Here is a 16,842-nt window from a genome sequence, read left to right on the forward strand (position 1 = left end):
CGATGGGACACTCCGCACACGATCCAGCCACGAAAGGGCGGCCGGCCTGGAACGCTGGCCGCAAGCTTGGCGCTAAGCGGGCCCTCAAACCTCAGCAGGTCTGGGCCATCCGGTTCTGGCTCGACCGCGAACGACGTTTACGCGACCGCGCGATGTTCGATCTTGCCATCGACAGCAAACTGCGCGGCTGCGACATCGTCAAGCTGAAGATCGGCGACCTCGTCAGCGGGGGGCGCGTCCGTAGCCGGGCCATCGTCATCCAGCGCAAGACCGGCCGACCGGTGCAGTTCGAATTGCTAGAACCCGCCCGTACCAGCATCCTGGCCTGGCTGGAGGCCAGAGGCGGAACGCTCGACGACTATACCTTCCCGAGCAGGCTCGACAGCGTCACGCATATCAGCACCCGGCAGTATGCGCGCCTGGTCGATGAGTGGGTCACAGGCATCGGGCTGCGCAGCGAGGACTACGGGACCCATTCCCTGCGCCGGACGAAGGCGTCGTTGATCTACAAGCGGACCGGCAACCTGCGTGCTGTCCAAATTCTGCTCGGACATACCAAGATCGAGAGCACGGTCAGGTACCTTGGTGTTGACGTCGAGGATGCACTGATCCTGGCCGAGGGGACTGAAATTTGAGCGCTTGGCCCCTCGGCTCCAGTGTCGAGGGGCTTCAGAACCAGCCAGACAGCAGTGCGCCCAACTTAGTCATTCGCAGGTTGAGAACAACGCTTCTGAAGCGGACATCGTCCACAGCACCGGACAGGATGCCAGCATCACTGCCCTCGACGGAAGAACGGAAGTTGGTGGGATCTTGCCGAGGTAGCAGACTGGCGTCTGAAGCGGGGAAGCGAGCGATATGCCGTCAGGTCGGCTGGACGAGGATGCCTAGAGCTGCGCCCGAGCGTGTTGGGACGACCCGGGGTCTGAGACGTTGAGGGGTGAAGGAGGATGCCGATGCCTTCACCGTTGTCCGTTGATCTACGCCAGCGTGTCGTCTCTGCCGTTTCGGAGGGAGCATCCTATCATCAGGCGGCAGCCCGGTTCGGCGTCAGCGTGTCCAGCGCCAGCCGCTGGTCAGAACAGTTCCGCCAGGAGGGGCAGCTCGCACCCAAGCCGTCGGGTGGCGATCACACCTCGCATCGTATCGAGGCGCAGGGCGAACTGATCCTAACGACTTACGAGGCGCGGCCCGCGATCTTCCTGCACGAGTTGCGCGACGACCTGGCGGAGCACGGCGTGCAGACCAGCACAAGCAGTCTGTCCCGCTTTTTCGCCCGGCACGGCATCACCCGTAAAAAGGGGCGATCCACGCTGCCGAGCAGGCACGCGAGGACGTAAGGGCGGCCCGCGAAGCTTGTTTCGAGAACCAGGACGCCCTCGATCCCGACAGACTGGTCTTCCTCGACGAGACCGCCGCGGCCACCAATATGGCGCGCCGCTACGGTCGGGCCCCGCGGGGCGAGCGGTACCGCCTCGCCGTCCCGCACGGACATTACAAGACCACCACCGTCACTGCCGCGCTGCGCAGCGATGGACTGTGTGCCACCGCCCTGTTCGATGGAGCTACCAACGGCACACGCTTCCGGGCCTACGTCATCGGCACACTCGTGCCCGCGCTCAAGCCCGGCGACACCGTCATCCTCGACAACCTGCAGGCTCACAAGGTGGCCGGTGTACGAGAGGCCATCGAGGCCGTGGGGGCGAGGCTGCTCTACCTCCCGCCCTACAGCCCGGACTTCAATCCGATCGAGCAGATTTTCGCCAAGTTGAAAGGCCTGCTTCGAACTGCGGCGGCCCGCACTGTTCCAGACCTGTGGCACACCATCCGGCAGGCCTTCACTCGGTTCACGGCCGACGAGTGCCGCAACTGCATTGCTGCCGCAGGGTACGATAACGACTTGGCCGTCGCTACGTGAGCGGGCACGGCTCTAGAATCTCCCGGCGCAGCCGCACGATCTCAGCCTGCATGGCCAGCCGCGTAGGGCGCCAAACTTACCCGGCGGCTCGTCAAGGAGCAGCAAGCGCGGCTCGTTAACAAGCGCCCGGGGCGAGAACTGCCCGCAGTGCCATGCCGTCGGAGAGTTGGTGCGGGTAGACTTCCGCGAAGCCGGAGAAGCCGGAGAAGCCGACAAGCGCGAGCGCGTGATCGACCCGAGCGGCAAAAGAGTGCCGGACGCCGTGGGCCTCATGTCGTGTTTGGCGCCATCATCCGGTGGAGGCCTACATTAGGCGATAGGAAAGGATACGGCGCTGTTCGTCCAAAAATTGGGCTAACTAGCCATAAATGTCGCTTCAAATGAAAATTATTTCCTCCTCATCCAAATTGTATTTCGTATATACAGGACAGGATCGATAATTAGATAGGTACATATGCTTGTAAAAGCTCAATTTTGGATGCGCCGCAAGTCCCTGCCGCTGCTCCGAGCAGCTGCTGCGACGGTCGCCCTGAGTCTCTACCTCTCGGCGCCGGTGCATGCCATCGAAAGCGTCAAGGTCGGTCTCGCCATACCGCCGACGGTCACCGACGGCAGTGTTCAGGCGATCGCCGACGAACTCGGGTTCTTCAAGCAGGATGATCTGGACGTCGCCTACGTGGTTCTTCCCGGGGCCGGCGCGTTGCTGCCGCAGTTGCTGCCGAAGACCATCACGATCGCCCTGCCGCTGCCCGAGACCCTGCTCGCCGCACACAAGGCCGGCGAGCCACCGCTGCCGGTCGCCTATTTCTACAATGCCGGACCCCGCAACACGCTCGAACTCGCCGTCCGGGCCGATTCCGATATCCGCAGCCTCGCCGACCTCAAGGGCAAGCGGATCGGCGTCGGCGCTCTGACCTGGGGCACGATCCCCCAGACGCGCGCTCTGATGCGCTCGGTCGGCCTCGAGCCGGGACGCGATGTCAGCATCGTGGCGGCCGGGGTGCTCGGGGCCGGCTTTCACGCGTTGCGGGAGGACCGGGTCCAGGCGCTCAACTTCAACAGCTCCTGGATCGACATCATGGAGGACCAGGGCATTCCGGCGCGCCGGCTGGCATATCCGCCCGTGTTCCGGCACATGGTCGTCAACGGGTTCCTCGCGCACCGGTCGACGCTGGAGCAGAATCCTTCGCTTCTCGAGCGCTTCGGGCGTGCCTGGACGAAGGCGCTCGCCGTCTGCGATCTGAACCCGAAAGCCTGCATCGAGGCGTTCTGGCGCAAGAATCCGTCCGTGGCGCCGCAGGCGGACCGCGACAAGGCCCTGGATGCGAGCACCAGGCTGCTCAGGCGGTGGATCGAGCCGGTGATGCGGGACGAGGCCGGTGCCGCCCGCGTGCCAGGTACCTTCGATCTCACGATCATCGCCGCCTATGTCCGTGAGATGCATCGCTACGGCGAGTTCGCGACGGCCGACCTGCCCTTGGACGCCTATTTCTCGAACGCCCTCGTGCCGGGCTTCGCACGGTTCGACCGCGCGGCCCTCGAGGTGCAGGCGCGCGCGCTGCGATGACGGCCGCCGACCATGTCCGCCTCGAGGCCGTCCGCTTCGCCTATGGCGGGTCCGCGGGAGCCCCTGTCCTCGAGAACCTGTCGCTGTCGGTGGAGGAGGGGGCCTTCGTGGCGATCCTCGGGCCGTCGGGCGGCGGCAAGTCTACGGTGCTGAAGCTCCTGTCCGGCCGCAGGGCGGGACCATCCGGATCGACGGCACGCCGGTGACCGGCCCGCGCCGGGACGTCGGCATGGTGTTCCAGAAGCCGATGCTCCTGCCGTGGCGGAACGTGCGCGACAACGTCCTGCTGCCGGCCGGCTTCGCGCGTGCGGCCTCCGCGCGCGAGGTCGCGCGTGCCGACGCGTTGCTGGCGACCGTTGGCCTCTCCGAGAGCGTCAAACTCTATCCGGGCCAGCTCTCCGGCGGCATGGCGCAGCGGGTCGGGCTGGCCCGGATGCTCCTGCACGATCCGCGCCTCCTGCTGCTCGACGAGCCCTTCTCGGCCCTGGACGCGATGACCCGGGAGCACCTCTCCCTGGAGCTGCAACGGCTCTGGATGGAGGAGCGCCGCACGGCCCTGTTCGTCACCCACTCGATCCCCGAGGCGCTGTTCCTGGCCGACCGGGTCGTCGTGCTCGCGGGGCGGCCTGGCCGCATCCTCGCCGATATGCCGGTGCCCCTGCCGCGGCCGCGCACCCTCGAGACGCTTAGCGGCGCGCAGTTCGGGACCCTCACGCTCGAACTCCGTCGGTTGTTCGACGAGGCGGCCCGGCCCGGAGCCCGCGCCGCATGACCCTCCTGCGCAACACCGTCCCGCCTCTGATCACGCTGGCCGTGGTACTGGCTCTCTGGGCCTACGTCACCGGACCGGGCGGGCTGCCGAGCTACCTGCTGCCGGATCCGGTCTCGGTCGGTCGGGCCCTGTGGACCGGGCTCGTCAGCGGCGAGTACGGGCCGCACATCCAGTTCACCCTGACCTCGACGCTCCTCGGCTACGCCATCGGCTCCGTCGCTGCCGTGATTGCGGGCGTCCTGGTGGCCGAGAGCCGGACCTTCGAGCGCTTCGTCTTCCCCTACATCGTGGCGATCCAGGCGATGCCGAAGGTCGCGCTTGCACCGCTGATCCTCGTCTGGTTCGGCTTCGGGCTCGCCTCCAAGGTCGTGCTGGTCGCGCTGATCTGCTTCTTCCCGCTCTTCGTGAACACGATCGCGGGCATCCGCCGGACTGACCCCGAACTCATCGACATGGCCCGGTCGTTCTCCCGGCCGGCGTGGTGGATCTTCCTGCACGTGAAGCTTCCAGCGGCCGCCGGGGCGATCTGCGCGGGCCTCGAGATCGGGATCGTGCTGGCGCTGATCGGCGCGATCGTCGGCGAGTTCGTCGCGGCCGAGAAGGGGGTCGGCTACCTGATCGGCTCCGCGACGGTGAACATGAACGTCGCCGCCATGTTCGCGGGCGTTCTGTTGCTCGCTGGGTTTGGCATCGTGGGAAGCGCGCTCGTGCGCTTCGCCCAGAGACGGATCGTGTTCTGGGAACGGGCACCGGATCCAACGCGAGGAGAGCGCGCATGAGCCTGGATGCAGAGCTGCCGGAGGCGCTCGCCTTCGCGTCGGCCATCGAACTGGTGCGCCGCCTGAAGGCGCGGGCGTTCACGGCGCGCGCGCTGCTCGAATTCCAGCTCGCGCGCGTGGCGCGGCTCAATCCCGAGATCAACGCGATCGTCTACACCGATCTTCCGGCCGCGCGGGACCGCGCCGACCAGGCCGACGCGGCTTTGGCCCGGGGCGAGGATTGGGGGCCGCTCCACGGGCTGCCAATGACCGTGAAGGAGACGAACAACGTCGCCGGCTGGCCGACCACGTACGGCGATCCCGCCCTGGCCGGGGCGATCCCGCTGCACGGCGCCGTCATCGTCGAGCGGCTGCTTGCGGCCGGCGCGATCATCTTCGGCAAGACCAACGTGCCGATCAACGCCCTCGACTGGCAGAGCTACAACGCGATCTACGGCACGACGCGCAATCCCTGGGATCTCGAACGCACACCGGGCGGCTCGTCCGGCGGGTCGAGCGCGGCTCTGGCCGCGGGGCTCGTGCCCCTCGAACTCGGGAGCGACGCCGGCGGCTCGATCCGCTTCCCGGCCCATTTCTGCGGGGTCTACGGCCACAAGCCGACCCCCGGCATCGTTCCCGTCGCCAGCAACGAGCGCGGGGCAAGCCTCCTCGACAACGACCTCGTGGTGAGCGGCCCGCTCGCCCGGACGGTGGCCGACCTCACCTGCGCGCTCGACGTCCTCGCAGGACCGGCGGGTCCAGCCGCCAAGGCCTGGCGCCTGGACCTCCCGGCGCCGCGGACGACGCGCCTCGCCGAATTCCGGGTGGCCTACGTGACCGACTCGCCCGTCGCCGAGGTGGACGAGCCGGTCCGGGCCGCGATCCGGGCCCTGGCCGGGCGCCTCGCGGGCCTGGGCGCCCGGGTCACGGCCGACGCGCTTCCCTTCGACGATCACGCTGCGCACCACGCGACCTATCTTCAGCTGCTGCGCGGATCGGCGTCGGCCCGCCTCCCGCAGGCGGTCTTCGAGGAGGCCGTCCTGCGCCTCACGGAGCCGGGCACGAACGCGACGCCCTACGTAGCGCGGATGGCGCAGGCACACGCGCAGCGCCACCGCGACTGGATCCTCGCCGAGGAGCGCCGTGCCGCGCTGAAGCGGGACTGGGCAACCTTCTTCGAGCGCTACGACGTGCTCCTCGCCCCAGCCACGGTCTGCGCCGCCTTCCCGATCGACGAGGCGCGGCCGCGGGAGGAGCGCGTCCTACAGATCAACGGGCACGCGGTCGACTACAACGACCAGCTGTTCTGGGCCGGGCTGGCGACGCTGCCGTCCCTGCCGGCGACGGCGGTCCCAATCGGCTATGACGGCCATCTTCCGATCGGCATCCAGGTGATCGGGCCGCATCTCGAAGACCGGACGACGCTCGCTTTCGCGGCCGAACTCGAACGTCTGCATCCGTTCGCGCCGCCCCCGCTCTACGCGCCGTCCGCTGGCCCGTGACAGGGCAATCGAGTCGCGCGGCCGGCTGCCTGCACCCGTCCCTGTAGAAGCAGGAGCACGCTGCCGGTTTCGCGCGAGAGTTATCTGCTTCCGGACCGCTCAGCGCGAGCAGAAACTTCTGCCGACATCCGGCAGCAGGGCGTGAATCGATCAAACACGCGGCACGCGCCGCGACAGGCCGGCAAAGTCCTGGCACGATCCATGCAGTCGTGGGATGCTCACCACGCTCGGTAAGCGTCTCATCCGCTCCCGGTTGATGCGTTCGCCGCGGCCGTCCTTGCGAGCGGTGTGAACAATCCAGAGGTCGTCGCGATCGTTGAGGTCGCGTGGCCCTGGGTCATGTCGCTGCGCTCGGGATGACGGCAGGAAATGCATCGAGCGATGCGCTCAAATGGGAACCGTCTCAGGGGAACTATGCGGAAGCCGCACAGCGATCTGGCATCCATTCAGCCGATGAGCGTGGTCGGCCTGCCATCGGCCACGCTGAAGGCGAACCAAGCCTACGACACCCTGCGGCGGGAGATCGTCTCCTGTCGCCTGCTGCCGGGCACGCGCTTCACCGAGACCGAGCTGATGGAGCGCTTCGCGCTGGGCAAGGCCAGCTGCCGGATCGCGCTCCAGCGCCTCACGCAGGACGGCTTCGTCGCCTCCATGCCGCGGCACGGCTACCGGGTCGCGCCGGTCACCGTGAAGGACGTGGACGAGATCTTCGCCCTGCGCACCGAGCTGGAGCCGCTGGCGGCCCGCGGCGCGGCCGGGCGGGTGAACCGGGGGCAGCTGGAGCGGCTCGAACAGGCCTGCCGCCGGCGCATCGACGTCGATGTCGGCAACCAGATCGACTTCTTCTTGGAGGCCAACCGCAGCTTCCACCTGGCGATCGCCGTCGCGTCCGGGAACCAGCGCCTCTGCCGCGTTCTTTCGGGCCTCCTCGACGAGATGACCCGCCTCGTGGCGCTCGGCTTCGGCGTGCAGGGCGTGCGGCCCAACATTGAGAACGACCACACCGCCATGATCGAGCATCTCGTGGCGGGGGACGCCGAGAGCGCCGCCCAGGTGGCGCGCCGCCACGTCGAGACCTTCCGCGCCATGACCCTGGAGAAGGTGATCGCGAGCCTGCGCGACACCGCCGTGATCGGGCCGGCCGCGCCCGTCCAGGCGGACGGGGGCGACCGGTGAACGCGGTCGAGATCGACCATGTCGGCAAGTGGTTCGGCCAGCGCGAGGGCGCGCCGCTCCACGTCCTCGAGGACATCGCCCTGACGGTGCCGCAGCGGGCGGTGGTGGCGATCGTCGGCGCGTCGGGCTGCGGGAAGAGCACGCTGCTCAACATCATCGCCGGGCTGATCGAGCCGGATGCCGGCGGCGTGCGCCTGTTCGGCACCGCGGCCCGGGAATTCCGCGACTGGCGCGCGATGACCTACATGTTCCAGGAGGATCGGCTCCTGCCCTGGCGGACGGCGGCGCAGAACGTCGCCTTCGGGCTCGAGGCCGGCAGCATGCCGGCCGCCGAGCGTCGCCGGCGCGTCGACGAGACTCTCGAGCTCGTCGGCCTGTCGCGCTTCCGCGACGCCTATCCGCACGAGCTCTCCGGCGGGATGCGCAGCCGCGTCGCCCTGGCCCGCAGCCTCGTGACCGAGCCGAGTCTCCTGCTCCTCGACGAGCCGTTCTCGAAGCTCGATCCGACTATCCGCGCTCAGATGCACGCGGAGCTGCTGCGCATCGCGGCCTTGCGGGCGATGACGTTGATCTTCGTGACCCACGACGTGGAGGAGGCGGTGGTGCTGGCCGACCGGATCGTCGTGCTGCAGCCGCATCCGGGCCGCGTCCGCCTCGTTCAGGAAGTTGGCCTCGACCGCCCGCGGGATCCACTCTCGGAGGCGGTGACCGAACAGGTCCGCCGCCTGCGCCTCGCCCTCTCGGAGGAGCCGGCCCCATGCTAGTGCGGACGCCCGAGGCCATGCTGCGCCGCCCGAGGGCCGGCGTCGTCCGCGCCTATGGCGGCACGCTCCTGCAGCGTCTTGCCCTGATCGGGCTGGCCCTGGCCGCCTGGCAGATCGGCGCCCTCCACGCGCCGAGCTTCGTCCTGCCGAGCCCGGCCCGCGTCTGGACGGCCTGGACCGGCCTCGTCGCCACGCCGAGCTTCGCCGCCGATCTCAGCATCACCCTCGGCCGCGTCGCCGCGGGCTTCGCCCTTGCCGCCCTGGTCGGCCTGCCGCTCGGCCTCGCGCTGGGCGGAAGCCGGGCGCTCGGCGGGTTCTTCGAGCCGGTGCTCACGGTTATGAACACCGTCTCGTCGGCGATCTGGGCGATCTTCGCGTTGATCTGGTTCGGGCTGTCGAACTGGACCACGATTTTCGTGGTGTTCATGACCGCGATGCCGCTGATCCTGACCAATGTCTGGCAGGGCACCCAGACGGTCAGCGCCGAGCATCTCGAACTCGCCCGCACCTTCCGCATGCCCCGGCGGAAGGTGCTGACCAAGATCTACCTGCCGACCATCCTGCCGGCCTTCTTCTCGGGCGCCCGGCTCGCCATCGGCTTCGGCGCCCGGGTGGTGCTGGTGGCGGAGAGCCTCGGGGCGAGCAGCGGCATCGGATACCGGCTACGTCAGGCCGCCGACCTCGTGCAGACCGATCAGGTCTTCGCCTGGACCCTCACCCTCGTCGCCCTGATGATCGGCCTAGAGACCCTGGTCCTCAAGCCGGCGGAGCGGCGCCTGTTCGCCTGGAAGAAGGCGAGCCCGGCATGAGCGCGGCCCCCGATGGTCCCCGTCGCCCCGCTACCAGAGTTCAGGAGGCCGCGTTGAAACGGATCGGTGCCCTTCTCGCCTGCGCGCTGCTCGCGGCGGCGCTGCCAGGCCGCGCCCAGGCCCAAACGGTCCGCATCGGCTACTGGAGCTCGGGCATCAGCCTCGGCTTCGGCGCGGTGCTCGAAGCTGGCCAGTTCATGGAGAAGCAGGGGCTGACGCCGGAATACGTCAAGTTCCCCGACGTCAACGCGCCCACCAAGGCGATGGCGGCCGGCGCCATCGATTTTGCCATCGCGGCGAGCGCCGGAACCTCGCTGAGCGTCACCGCCGACGGCCTGCCGCTCAGCATCGTTCTGGCGACGCAGGTGGCCGATCTCGACTTCGTCGTGCCGGAGGATTCCCCGATCCGGACGATGGCGGATCTCAAGGGCAAGAAGATCGGCACATCGCCGGCGGGCAGCGGTACCGCCGCCATCGCGGCCGCCCTCCTCGAAGGCAATCACGGCCTCAAGCCCGCCGATTACCAGGCGGTGCCGGGCAACGACTCGCGGCTGGCGCAATTCCTCGTCCAGAAGGACATCGACGCGGCCGCGTTGCGGACCGTCACCCTGGCGCTCCTGCCGGACGTCAAGATGCGCCGGCTCGGGACGTTTCGCGAGGAATGGAAGCGCCTCACCCGGCAGGACGCCCCGCCCGTGCTCGGCGTCGGCCTGATGCGCAAAGCCTGGATGGTGCAGAATCCGGAAGGGCCCGCCAAGGTGGTCGCGGCGATGCGCAAGGCGTTCGAGTACGGCAAGGCCGACAAGCCCGGCGTGGCCAAGATCCTGATGGCCTCCGCCAACCTGAACGCCACCGATGCCGCGGCCTACGCGGCGCTCTGGGACGGCATCTACACCGTCAGCCTGGAACCCGCCGACATCGCCTCCCTCAAGCGGGAATTCGAGGTCTTCAAGGCGGTCGGCGCCGTCCAGGGAAGTCTGCCCGAGGGAGCCCTCGTGCCGGGCCCATATGAGCAGTCGAAGGTTATCCCCTAACCGTCGGCAGGAAGACCCGACGCCTTACCGAGAGGAAACAGGTCCCCCATGGCAGACACGATGCGAGCCCTCGTGCTGGAGGCGCACGGCGACATCGACACGCTGAAGGTCGTCGCCGACTATCCGAAGCCCGCTCCGGGCCCCGACGAGGTCCTCATCCGGGTGGGCGCCTCCTCGTTCAACTACCACGACGTGTTCACCGTGAAGGGCATGCCCGGCATCAAGGTGCCGATGCCGGTGGTGATCGGCCTCGACATGGCCGGCCAGATCGTCGAGCTCGGCGCGGGCGTCGCGGACTGGCGCGTCGGCGACCGGGTCCTGGTCAATCCGCTGAACAAGGCCAAGGGCCTGATGGGCGAGATGCTCGACGGCGGCATGGCTGAGTATTGCCGGGTCTCGACGAGCCAGCTGATCGCGATGCCGCCCGACGTGAGCTACGCGGACGCCGCGTCGCTGCCCGTGGCCTACGGCACCGCCCACCGGATGCTGATCACCCACAACACCGTGAAGGGCGGCGACAAGGTCCTGATCCTGGGCGCCAGCGGCGGCGTCGGTACCGGCTGCGTGATGCTGGCCAAGCAACTCGGCGCCGAGGTGATCGCCTGCGCGGGCAGCGCCGAGAAGATGGAGGCGCTGAAGGCGCTCGGGGCCGATCACGTGGTCAATTACCGCGAGACCGACTTCTCGAAATGGGCGATCCAGACCTACGGTAAGTCGCAGCGCCGGACGTACGAGGGCGGCGTCGATGTGGTGATCAACTTCACCGGCGGCGACACTTGGGTGCCCTCGCTTAAATGCCTGAAGCGCGGCGGCACGCTCTTGGTCTGCGGCGCTACCGCAGGGCACGATCCGAAGGAGGATCTCCGCTACATCTGGAGCTTCGAGCTGAAGGTGATCGGCTCGAACAGCTTCTACGACGACAATCTCGCGGCCCTGTTGGACATGATCCAGGCCGGTACCCTCAAGCCCACGATCGACAGGGTCCTGCCCCTGGAGGAGGCGGCCGAGGGCCTGCGGATGATCCGCGACCGCGAGGTCATGGGCAAGATCGTCGTCACGCCGTAGGAGCACCTGCCATGTCGGATACTCAGACGCCCGCGCCCCTAAGCCGGGAAGACGTGGAGACGCTGCTCCTGCGCGGGCCGTTCCACCAGTGGCTCGGCCTGTCCGTCGTCTCGGTTGGGGCGGGCACGATCGAGCTGAAGGCGACGTGGCGTCCGGAATGGGTCGTCAACGCCGAGCGCGGCTACGTCCACGGCGGCATTCTGGCGACCCTGGTGGATCTCACCGCCGATTGGGCACTTGTGTCCAAGACTGGCCGCGGCGTGCCGACTGTGGACCTGCGCGTCGATTATCACCGCCCGGCGATGCAGGGAGACCTGACCTGCCGGGGCACGGTGGTGAAGTTCGGCGGCCAGCTCTCGGTGGCCGAGGCGCAGATCCTCGATTCCGAGGGCCGGCTGCTCGCCAGCGGCCGCGGCGTCTACATGACCGCGCCGCCGAAATGAGTGACGCCGCGGGGAGTGCGGTCTGGCCGGGTCCCGCCCTCGACCACGTGGTGATCAACGTCCTCCGCCGCATGGATGCGGCGGCGGCCCTGTTCACCGATCTCGGCTTCCAGCTGACGCCGCGCGGGCGCCATTCGCTCGGGTCCATCAACCACCTGATGATGACGCCCGGCGCCTATCTGGAGCTGGTCGGCGTGCCCGAGGACGGCCCGCAGCGCCAGGACGTGCTCGACAGCCCGTTCGGGCTGAACGGTCTCGTCGTGGCGAGCACCGACGCGGACGAGACCTTTGCCCGGCTCTTGGCGTCCGGCCTCCCGGTCGGGCCGCCGGTGGCGTTCTCGCGGCCGGTCACCCTGGAGGACAGGACCGAGGAGGCCCGGTTCCGGACCGTGCGCCTGCCGACGTCGCTGTTTCCGGCCGGCCGGATCTACCATTGCCAGCACCTGACCCCGGACCTGGTCTGGAGGGCGCCCTGGTTCGCACACTCGAACGGGTTCTGTGGCATCGGCGGCTTCACGGTCGCGAGTCCGGAGCCCGCGGCGGAGGCGCCGCGCTACGCTGCAGCCTGTGGCGCGGCGGCCGAGCGGGACGAGGCAGCGTGGACCTTCCGGCTGGGCGAGACTCGCGTGACGATCGAGCCGGGCCCGGCGGCGCGCTTCGCCGGCCTCGTGCTGCACTTCGCCGACCTGACCGTGCTCGAGGCCCGGGCCCGCGCCGTACCGGACGCGGACTGGACCCGTCTGTCCTCCGAGGAGGCGGAGCTGGCGCTGCCGGACTTCCAGCTCACGCTGCGCTGCAGGAGCGTCCGATGCGCCCCTTGACCAATCTCGGCGCCCTCGTCGACCACGCTGGCGATCCCGACGCACCCATGATCATCGGACTGCGTCCGGGCGCCGAGCCACTGATCCTGTCCCGCGCGGCCCTCGACGCGATGGCCGACGCTTTCACCCGCGGGCTGCTCCGCGGCGGCCTGCGACGGGGCGAGCGCATCGCGATCCTGTCGGCCAACCGGCCCGAGTTCACCGCGCTGCTGCTCGGGGCGATGCGCGCCGGGATTGTCCCGACGCCCGTGAACTACAAGTTTCCCGCGGCCACGATCCGGAACGTGCTCGCCGATTGCGGCGCGCGCCTCGTCGTCTGCGACGCGCCGCGGCGCGCGCAGCTTCCCGCCGACCTGCCGCCGGATCTGCGCGTCGCCGAGTTCGATGCCGCGGGTGCGGACGGGATCGGGCCGTGGCTCGATCCGGGCCCGTTCGACCCAATCGACCCGCACCCGGACGAAATGGGGCTGCTCCTGTACACATCCGGCTCAACCGGCCGTCCGAAGGGCGTGATGCTCTCGCATGCGAGCCACCTTTGGGTGGCGCGCACGCGCATGGCGGAGGACGACCTGCGGCAGGACCGCGTCCTGATCGCGGCGCCGCTCTACCACATGAACGCGCTGGCCCTGGCGCTCCTGGTCTGCGCGTCCGGCGCCACCATGGTGCTGCTGCCGCAATTCGAGGCCCGCGCCTATATCGAGGCCATCAGCCGGCGCCGCTGCACATGGCTCACCGCCGTGCCGCCGATGATCGCCATGATGCTGCGGGAGAGCGATGCGCTCGCGCAGGCCGATCTGACGAGCGTGCGCGTTGTGCGGATGGGCTCCGCCCCAGTCAACGACACCCTGGCGCGCCAGATCCGGGCCCTCCTGCCCAATGCCCGCATCATCAACGCCTACGGCACCACCGAGGGCGGTCCTATCGTGTTCACGCAGCACCCGGACGGGCTGCCGACGCCGATCGCCTCCGTGGGCTATCCCCATCCGGGCGTCTCGGTGCGTCTCGTCGGTCCGAAGGCTCCGGAGACCGGGGTGCTGCAGATCCGCAGCTCGGCTCTCATGCTGGGCTATCACAACAGGCCGGAGACACCGTCGCCGATCACCGCGGATGGCTACTATGACACCGGCGACATCTTCCGCCGGGATGAGCACGGCTTCCATACCGTCCTGGGCCGGACCGACGACATGTTCGTCTCCGGCGGCGAGAACATCTTCCCGGGCGAGGTCGAACTCGTCATCGAGAGCCACCCGGACGTGCTGCAGGCCTGCGTGGTCCCGGTCGAGGACGCGATCAAGGGCACCAAGCCGGTGGCTTTCGTCGTCCTGCGCCCGGGCGCTGCGGCCGACGAGACCGTGATCAAGCAGCACGTCCTCGCCAACGCCCCGGCCTATCAGCATCCCCGGCGGGTCTGGTTCCTCGATGCGATGCTGCTTGCCTCGACCAACAAAATCGACCGGAGCGGCCTGCAGCAGAAAGCAGCGTCTGAAATTGGGTGATATAAATAGCAGCAGCCGATCGCGGCTGCCCTGAAGCGTCGAAGAATTTGCGAGAAAGTCCGCTTTTTTAAAAAAATCCCGCACAGCGGACCGGCTGCTTTCGGCCAGCATCTGCGGTCCAAAGCCCGGAAGGACGTCTCAAATGGGTGGAATGCGGCTCGTCCGCTTCCGAACGGCAATGCATCGAAGCGGACGTCGCCGCGCCTGCTTCCGTCCCTAAGCGGAAGCGCGGAACATCCGTTTGTAAAGGTCTTCGTGAGACACAATCTTCAGCCGGTACGGTTGGGTGCGCGGCTGCCGCCAAACCGTGTCCTCAGTGAGTTGTTTACGAATAAAATTCATTCGCTGTCACCGATTGATGCGCATAGTCCTCCCTGATTGAGGATCGTTCAAGATGTTCGAGCGGCTCGCGGACCGCGTTTCACTGCGGCGTCAGATCAGCCTGCTCGCAGGCGCCATTGGTCTAGCGATCGTCGGCGTCACTACGATCGGATCAGCGCTGCTGGCGCGCGCGCAGGCCACCGATATGGCGCAGAACGCCCTCCTGCAGGTAGCCCGGGCGATGGCGGATCGGCTCGATCAGGACATGGCCGAGCGCCTGCGCGAAATCCGCAACGTCGGAGCGCTTGAGCCGCTGCAGCCCCACTGGCTGGAGAACACCGGCGCCCTTCGCAAGGTGCTGGACACGATGCAGAGGACGCTGCCGGATTACGCCTGGATCGGATTTGCTGATCGCGACGGTCAGGTCCGTGCCGCTACAGCCGGCGTTCTCGAAAGCGCGAGCGTCAGCCAGCGCCCCTGGTTCATCAATGGGCTTCGGCAGGCCGCGGTCGAGGACGTGCACGCGGCGGCCTTGCTGGCATCCAAACTCCCTCCTTACAGCGACGGAACGCCGTTCCGGTTTGTGGATGTGGCAGTGCCAGTGGGCGATGCCTCAGGTCAGGTCATCGGTGTTCTTGGGGCTCATCTCAGCTGGCGCTGGGCCGACGTCGTCCGACGCGAAGTCCTTTCGTCTCGCAGGCCCGAGCTAAAAGAGGATGTCGCCGTCCTCGATCGCTCCGGCCGGGCTCTGCTTGGATCCGACGCTGGAGCGACGCCATACACGGCCGCGGATCTCGCGTCCGGGCACTTCATCGTTCACAGCGCCGAAGGCGATCAACTTGTCGCGGCCGCCGCCACCCGCGGCCGCGGCGAATATCGGGGCCTGGGCTGGACCGTCGTCGCACTGCAGCCAGTCGACACCGCATTGGCCGGCGCCAATCGTTTGACCGGCCTGATCCTCCTGCTCGGGCTCGCCACGGCTGTATTCGGCGTCGTCGCAATCTGGTGGGGTGCGGCACGGCTGACCCGGCCCTTAGCGCAGCTCACTGAAGCCGTCGGCCGCATCGGCCGCGAGCCGAACGAGAGGATGACGCGCCATGTGCACGGCTCGCCCGAGGTCCTGCGCCTGTCTGCTTCGATCAGGTCGCTGCTGAGGCGCATCGGCACGGCTGAGGCGGATGCGCGCCTCATCGAGGCAGAAGCCTCGCACGCGGTTGAAGCCGCGGAGGACAGGGTCAGACGTCTCGGAGCCGATTTGCAGGCGATGCAGGTTCTGGCTGACACCGATGCGCTGACAGGCCTGCTCAACCGCCGCGCGTTCCTGCCCTTGGCCAACGACGCGATGAGCTACTTCAAGCGCTACCGCCGTTCGATCTGTGTCCTGATGATCGACATTGATTACTTCAAACGCGTCAACGACCTCTACGGCCACGCCGCAGGGGACGAGGTGATCCGCCAGGTTGGGCGCATCATCAGCAACGCAATCCGGACCACCGACAAGGTCGCACGTTTCGGTGGCGAGGAGTTCGTGGTCCTGCTCCGCGAGACTGATCTGAAAGGGGCTGCCATCTTCGCGGACCGCATCCGACAGACGGTGGCAAACACCGTGTTCGAGCCGGAAGGGCAGTGCCTCAAAGCGACGATCAGCATCGGCCTAGCCGAGGCAGAGCTTAGTGACGGTGACGTCGACTACGCGATCGAACGAGCAGATCAAGCGCTCTATGCAGCCAAGTCGGGTGGGCGCAACTGCGTGCGATCGTTCGAGTCGATAGCATCGCCAGACCTTCGAGTGGCCGCGTAGTGCGGGCACGGGAATGAAACGCGTCGCACCGGAAGTCCGGTTCTATCGCTGCCGGGACGACTGCTGACCGATCGATCAACGGCAGCCCCTCACCCCGAGTTGAAGTTGCAAGGCACCTGACGAACGACCGCTTTGGAGGACCGCAAACGGAGCTCCGGGCGACTGAGTTGGGTCGCCAGCGGAACGTCCGCATCTGCCTTCCGTCTCCAGAGCCTCGGTTCGGGTGTCTCCTCGCCTTGTCGGCGTGGGCCGGCAAGGAGACAGACGATGGGACACTCTGCACACGATCCGGCCACGAAAGGGCGACCGGCCTGGAACGCCGGCCGCAAGCTTGGCGCCAAGCGGGCCCTCAAACCTCAGCAGGTCTGGGCCATCCGCTTCTGGCTCGACCGCGAACGGCGCGTGCGCGACCGCGCGATGTTTGACCTCGCCATCGACAGCAAGCTGCGTGGCTGCGACATCGTCAAGCTCAAGATCGGCGACCTCGTCAGCGGGGGTCGCGTCCGTAGCCGAGCCATCGTCATCCAGCGCAAGACCGGTCGGCCCGTGCAGTTCGAATTGCTCGAACCCGCCCGTACCAGCATCTTGTCATGGCTGG

Annotated in this window: 14 protein-coding genes and 3 pseudogenes; 16 read left to right on the forward strand and 1 reads right to left on the reverse strand. The window is 67.9% G+C overall.

The genetic code is table 11. The features are described from left to right. Positions 1-2 precede the first annotated feature (2 nt). Together MKK69_RS24060 and MKK69_RS24065 are read left to right on the forward strand one after the other, a co-directional pair. Positions 3-635 (forward strand): tyrosine-type recombinase/integrase, encoded by a 633-nt coding sequence (locus MKK69_RS24060; RefSeq protein ID WP_243972061.1) that lies wholly within the window; start codon positions 3-5, stop codon positions 633-635. A gap of 318 nt (positions 636-953) precedes the next feature. Continuing rightward, positions 954-1,915, forward strand: a protein-coding gene (locus tag MKK69_RS24065; protein WP_243972063.1) for an IS630 family transposase whose coding sequence is annotated in 2 segments (ribosomal slippage) — positions 954-1,305 and positions 1,305-1,915 — 963 coding nt in all. Because the reading frame shifts where the segments join, the coding sequence is not laid out codon by codon here. A 19-nt stretch (positions 1,916-1,934) separates the two neighbouring features. On the opposite strand, the pseudogene MKK69_RS24070 reads toward MKK69_RS24065, so the two are convergent. Then, positions 1,935-2,186: pseudogene (locus MKK69_RS24070) on the reverse strand (ATP-binding cassette domain-containing protein); the annotation flags it as partial. 207 nt (positions 2,187-2,393) lie between these two features. Between MKK69_RS24070 and MKK69_RS24075 the strand changes: the two are divergent. From MKK69_RS24075 to MKK69_RS24145, 14 genes and pseudogenes are all read left to right on the forward strand, one after another. After that, positions 2,394-3,482 (forward strand): ABC transporter substrate-binding protein, encoded by a 1,089-nt coding sequence (locus tag MKK69_RS24075; RefSeq protein ID WP_243972065.1) that lies wholly within the window; start codon positions 2,394-2,396, stop codon positions 3,480-3,482. Beyond that, a pseudogene (locus MKK69_RS31095) lies at positions 3,479-4,254 on the forward strand (ABC transporter ATP-binding protein). Before MKK69_RS24075 ends, MKK69_RS31095 begins: the two are co-directional and overlap by 4 nt. After that, positions 4,251-5,033 carry an ABC transporter permease gene (locus MKK69_RS24090; protein ID WP_243972067.1) on the forward strand — a complete coding sequence of 261 codons (783 nt, stop codon included), beginning with the start codon at positions 4,251-4,253 and terminating at the stop codon, positions 5,031-5,033. The pseudogene MKK69_RS31095 and the gene MKK69_RS24090 overlap by 4 nt, the downstream one beginning before the upstream one ends. Further along, positions 5,030-6,514 carry an amidase gene (locus tag MKK69_RS24095; RefSeq protein WP_243972069.1) on the forward strand — a complete coding sequence of 495 codons (1,485 nt, stop codon included), beginning with the start codon at positions 5,030-5,032 and terminating at the stop codon, positions 6,512-6,514. Before MKK69_RS24090 ends, MKK69_RS24095 begins: the two co-directional genes overlap by 4 nt. A 453-nt stretch (positions 6,515-6,967) precedes the next feature. Next, positions 6,968-7,690 (forward strand): GntR family transcriptional regulator, encoded by a 723-nt coding sequence (locus tag MKK69_RS24100; protein WP_243972071.1) that lies wholly within the window; start codon positions 6,968-6,970, stop codon positions 7,688-7,690. Beyond that, the gene (locus MKK69_RS24105; RefSeq protein ID WP_243972072.1) at positions 7,687-8,454 is read left to right on the forward strand and encodes an ABC transporter ATP-binding protein; all 768 of its coding nucleotides are present in this window, start codon (positions 7,687-7,689) and stop codon (positions 8,452-8,454) included. The genes MKK69_RS24100 and MKK69_RS24105 overlap by 4 nt, the downstream gene beginning before the upstream one ends. After that, a complete protein-coding gene (locus tag MKK69_RS24110) occupies positions 8,448-9,263 on the forward strand; it encodes an ABC transporter permease (protein ID WP_243972074.1) in 816 nt (271 codons plus the stop codon). The genes MKK69_RS24105 and MKK69_RS24110 overlap by 7 nt, the downstream gene beginning before the upstream one ends. A 53-nt stretch (positions 9,264-9,316) precedes the next feature. Then, the gene (locus tag MKK69_RS24115) at positions 9,317-10,297 is read left to right on the forward strand and encodes an ABC transporter substrate-binding protein (protein WP_243972076.1); all 981 of its coding nucleotides are present in this window, start codon (positions 9,317-9,319) and stop codon (positions 10,295-10,297) included. A 48-nt stretch (positions 10,298-10,345) separates the two neighbouring features. After that, complete coding sequence (locus MKK69_RS24120) at positions 10,346-11,362, forward strand: SDR family NAD(P)-dependent oxidoreductase (RefSeq protein WP_243972079.1); 1,017 nt, start codon at positions 10,346-10,348, stop codon at positions 11,360-11,362. A gap of 11 nt (positions 11,363-11,373) precedes the next feature. Then, positions 11,374-11,805, forward strand: coding sequence for a PaaI family thioesterase (locus tag MKK69_RS24125; protein WP_243972081.1), 432 nt, complete (start codon positions 11,374-11,376; stop codon positions 11,803-11,805). Continuing rightward, positions 11,802-12,626, forward strand: a complete 825-nt coding sequence (locus MKK69_RS24130; protein WP_243972083.1) for a VOC family protein — start codon at positions 11,802-11,804, stop codon at positions 12,624-12,626. The genes MKK69_RS24125 and MKK69_RS24130 overlap by 4 nt, the downstream gene beginning before the upstream one ends. Further along, positions 12,614-14,122, forward strand: coding sequence for a class I adenylate-forming enzyme family protein (locus tag MKK69_RS24135; protein ID WP_243972085.1), 1,509 nt, complete (start codon positions 12,614-12,616; stop codon positions 14,120-14,122). Before MKK69_RS24130 ends, MKK69_RS24135 begins: the two co-directional genes overlap by 13 nt. A gap of 394 nt (positions 14,123-14,516) precedes the next feature. Further along, positions 14,517-16,244, forward strand: a complete 1,728-nt coding sequence (locus tag MKK69_RS24140) for a sensor domain-containing diguanylate cyclase (RefSeq protein WP_243972087.1) — start codon at positions 14,517-14,519, stop codon at positions 16,242-16,244. Between the two features lie 267 nt (positions 16,245-16,511). Further along, a pseudogene (locus tag MKK69_RS24145) lies at positions 16,512-16,842 on the forward strand (integrase); the annotation flags it as partial.

The organism is Methylobacterium sp. J-026, assembly GCF_022829585.1.
GTDB lineage: Bacteria > Pseudomonadota > Alphaproteobacteria > Rhizobiales > Beijerinckiaceae > Methylobacterium.

Excerpts from the sequence above, each read along its gene's own strand:
- MKK69_RS24075 (WP_243972065.1), top strand. The coding sequence starts at position 2,394 with ATGCGCCGCAAGTCCCTGCCGCTGCTCCGAGCAGCTGCTGCGACGGTC.
- MKK69_RS24060 (WP_243972061.1), top strand. The coding sequence starts at position 3 with ATGGGACACTCCGCACACGATCCAGCCACGAAAGGGCGGCCGGCCTGG.
- MKK69_RS24100 (WP_243972071.1), top strand. The coding sequence starts at position 6,968 with ATGAGCGTGGTCGGCCTGCCATCGGCCACGCTGAAGGCGAACCAAGCC.
- MKK69_RS24130 (WP_243972083.1), top strand. The coding sequence starts at position 11,802 with ATGAGTGACGCCGCGGGGAGTGCGGTCTGGCCGGGTCCCGCCCTCGAC.
- MKK69_RS24135 (WP_243972085.1), top strand. The coding sequence starts at position 12,614 with ATGCGCCCCTTGACCAATCTCGGCGCCCTCGTCGACCACGCTGGCGAT.
- MKK69_RS24120 (WP_243972079.1), top strand. The coding sequence starts at position 10,346 with ATGGCAGACACGATGCGAGCCCTCGTGCTGGAGGCGCACGGCGACATC.
- MKK69_RS24095 (WP_243972069.1), top strand. The coding sequence starts at position 5,030 with ATGAGCCTGGATGCAGAGCTGCCGGAGGCGCTCGCCTTCGCGTCGGCC.
- MKK69_RS24090 (WP_243972067.1), top strand. The coding sequence starts at position 4,251 with ATGACCCTCCTGCGCAACACCGTCCCGCCTCTGATCACGCTGGCCGTG.
- MKK69_RS24140 (WP_243972087.1), top strand. The coding sequence starts at position 14,517 with ATGTTCGAGCGGCTCGCGGACCGCGTTTCACTGCGGCGTCAGATCAGC.
- MKK69_RS24110 (WP_243972074.1), top strand. The coding sequence starts at position 8,448 with ATGCTAGTGCGGACGCCCGAGGCCATGCTGCGCCGCCCGAGGGCCGGC.
- MKK69_RS24125 (WP_243972081.1), top strand. The coding sequence starts at position 11,374 with ATGTCGGATACTCAGACGCCCGCGCCCCTAAGCCGGGAAGACGTGGAG.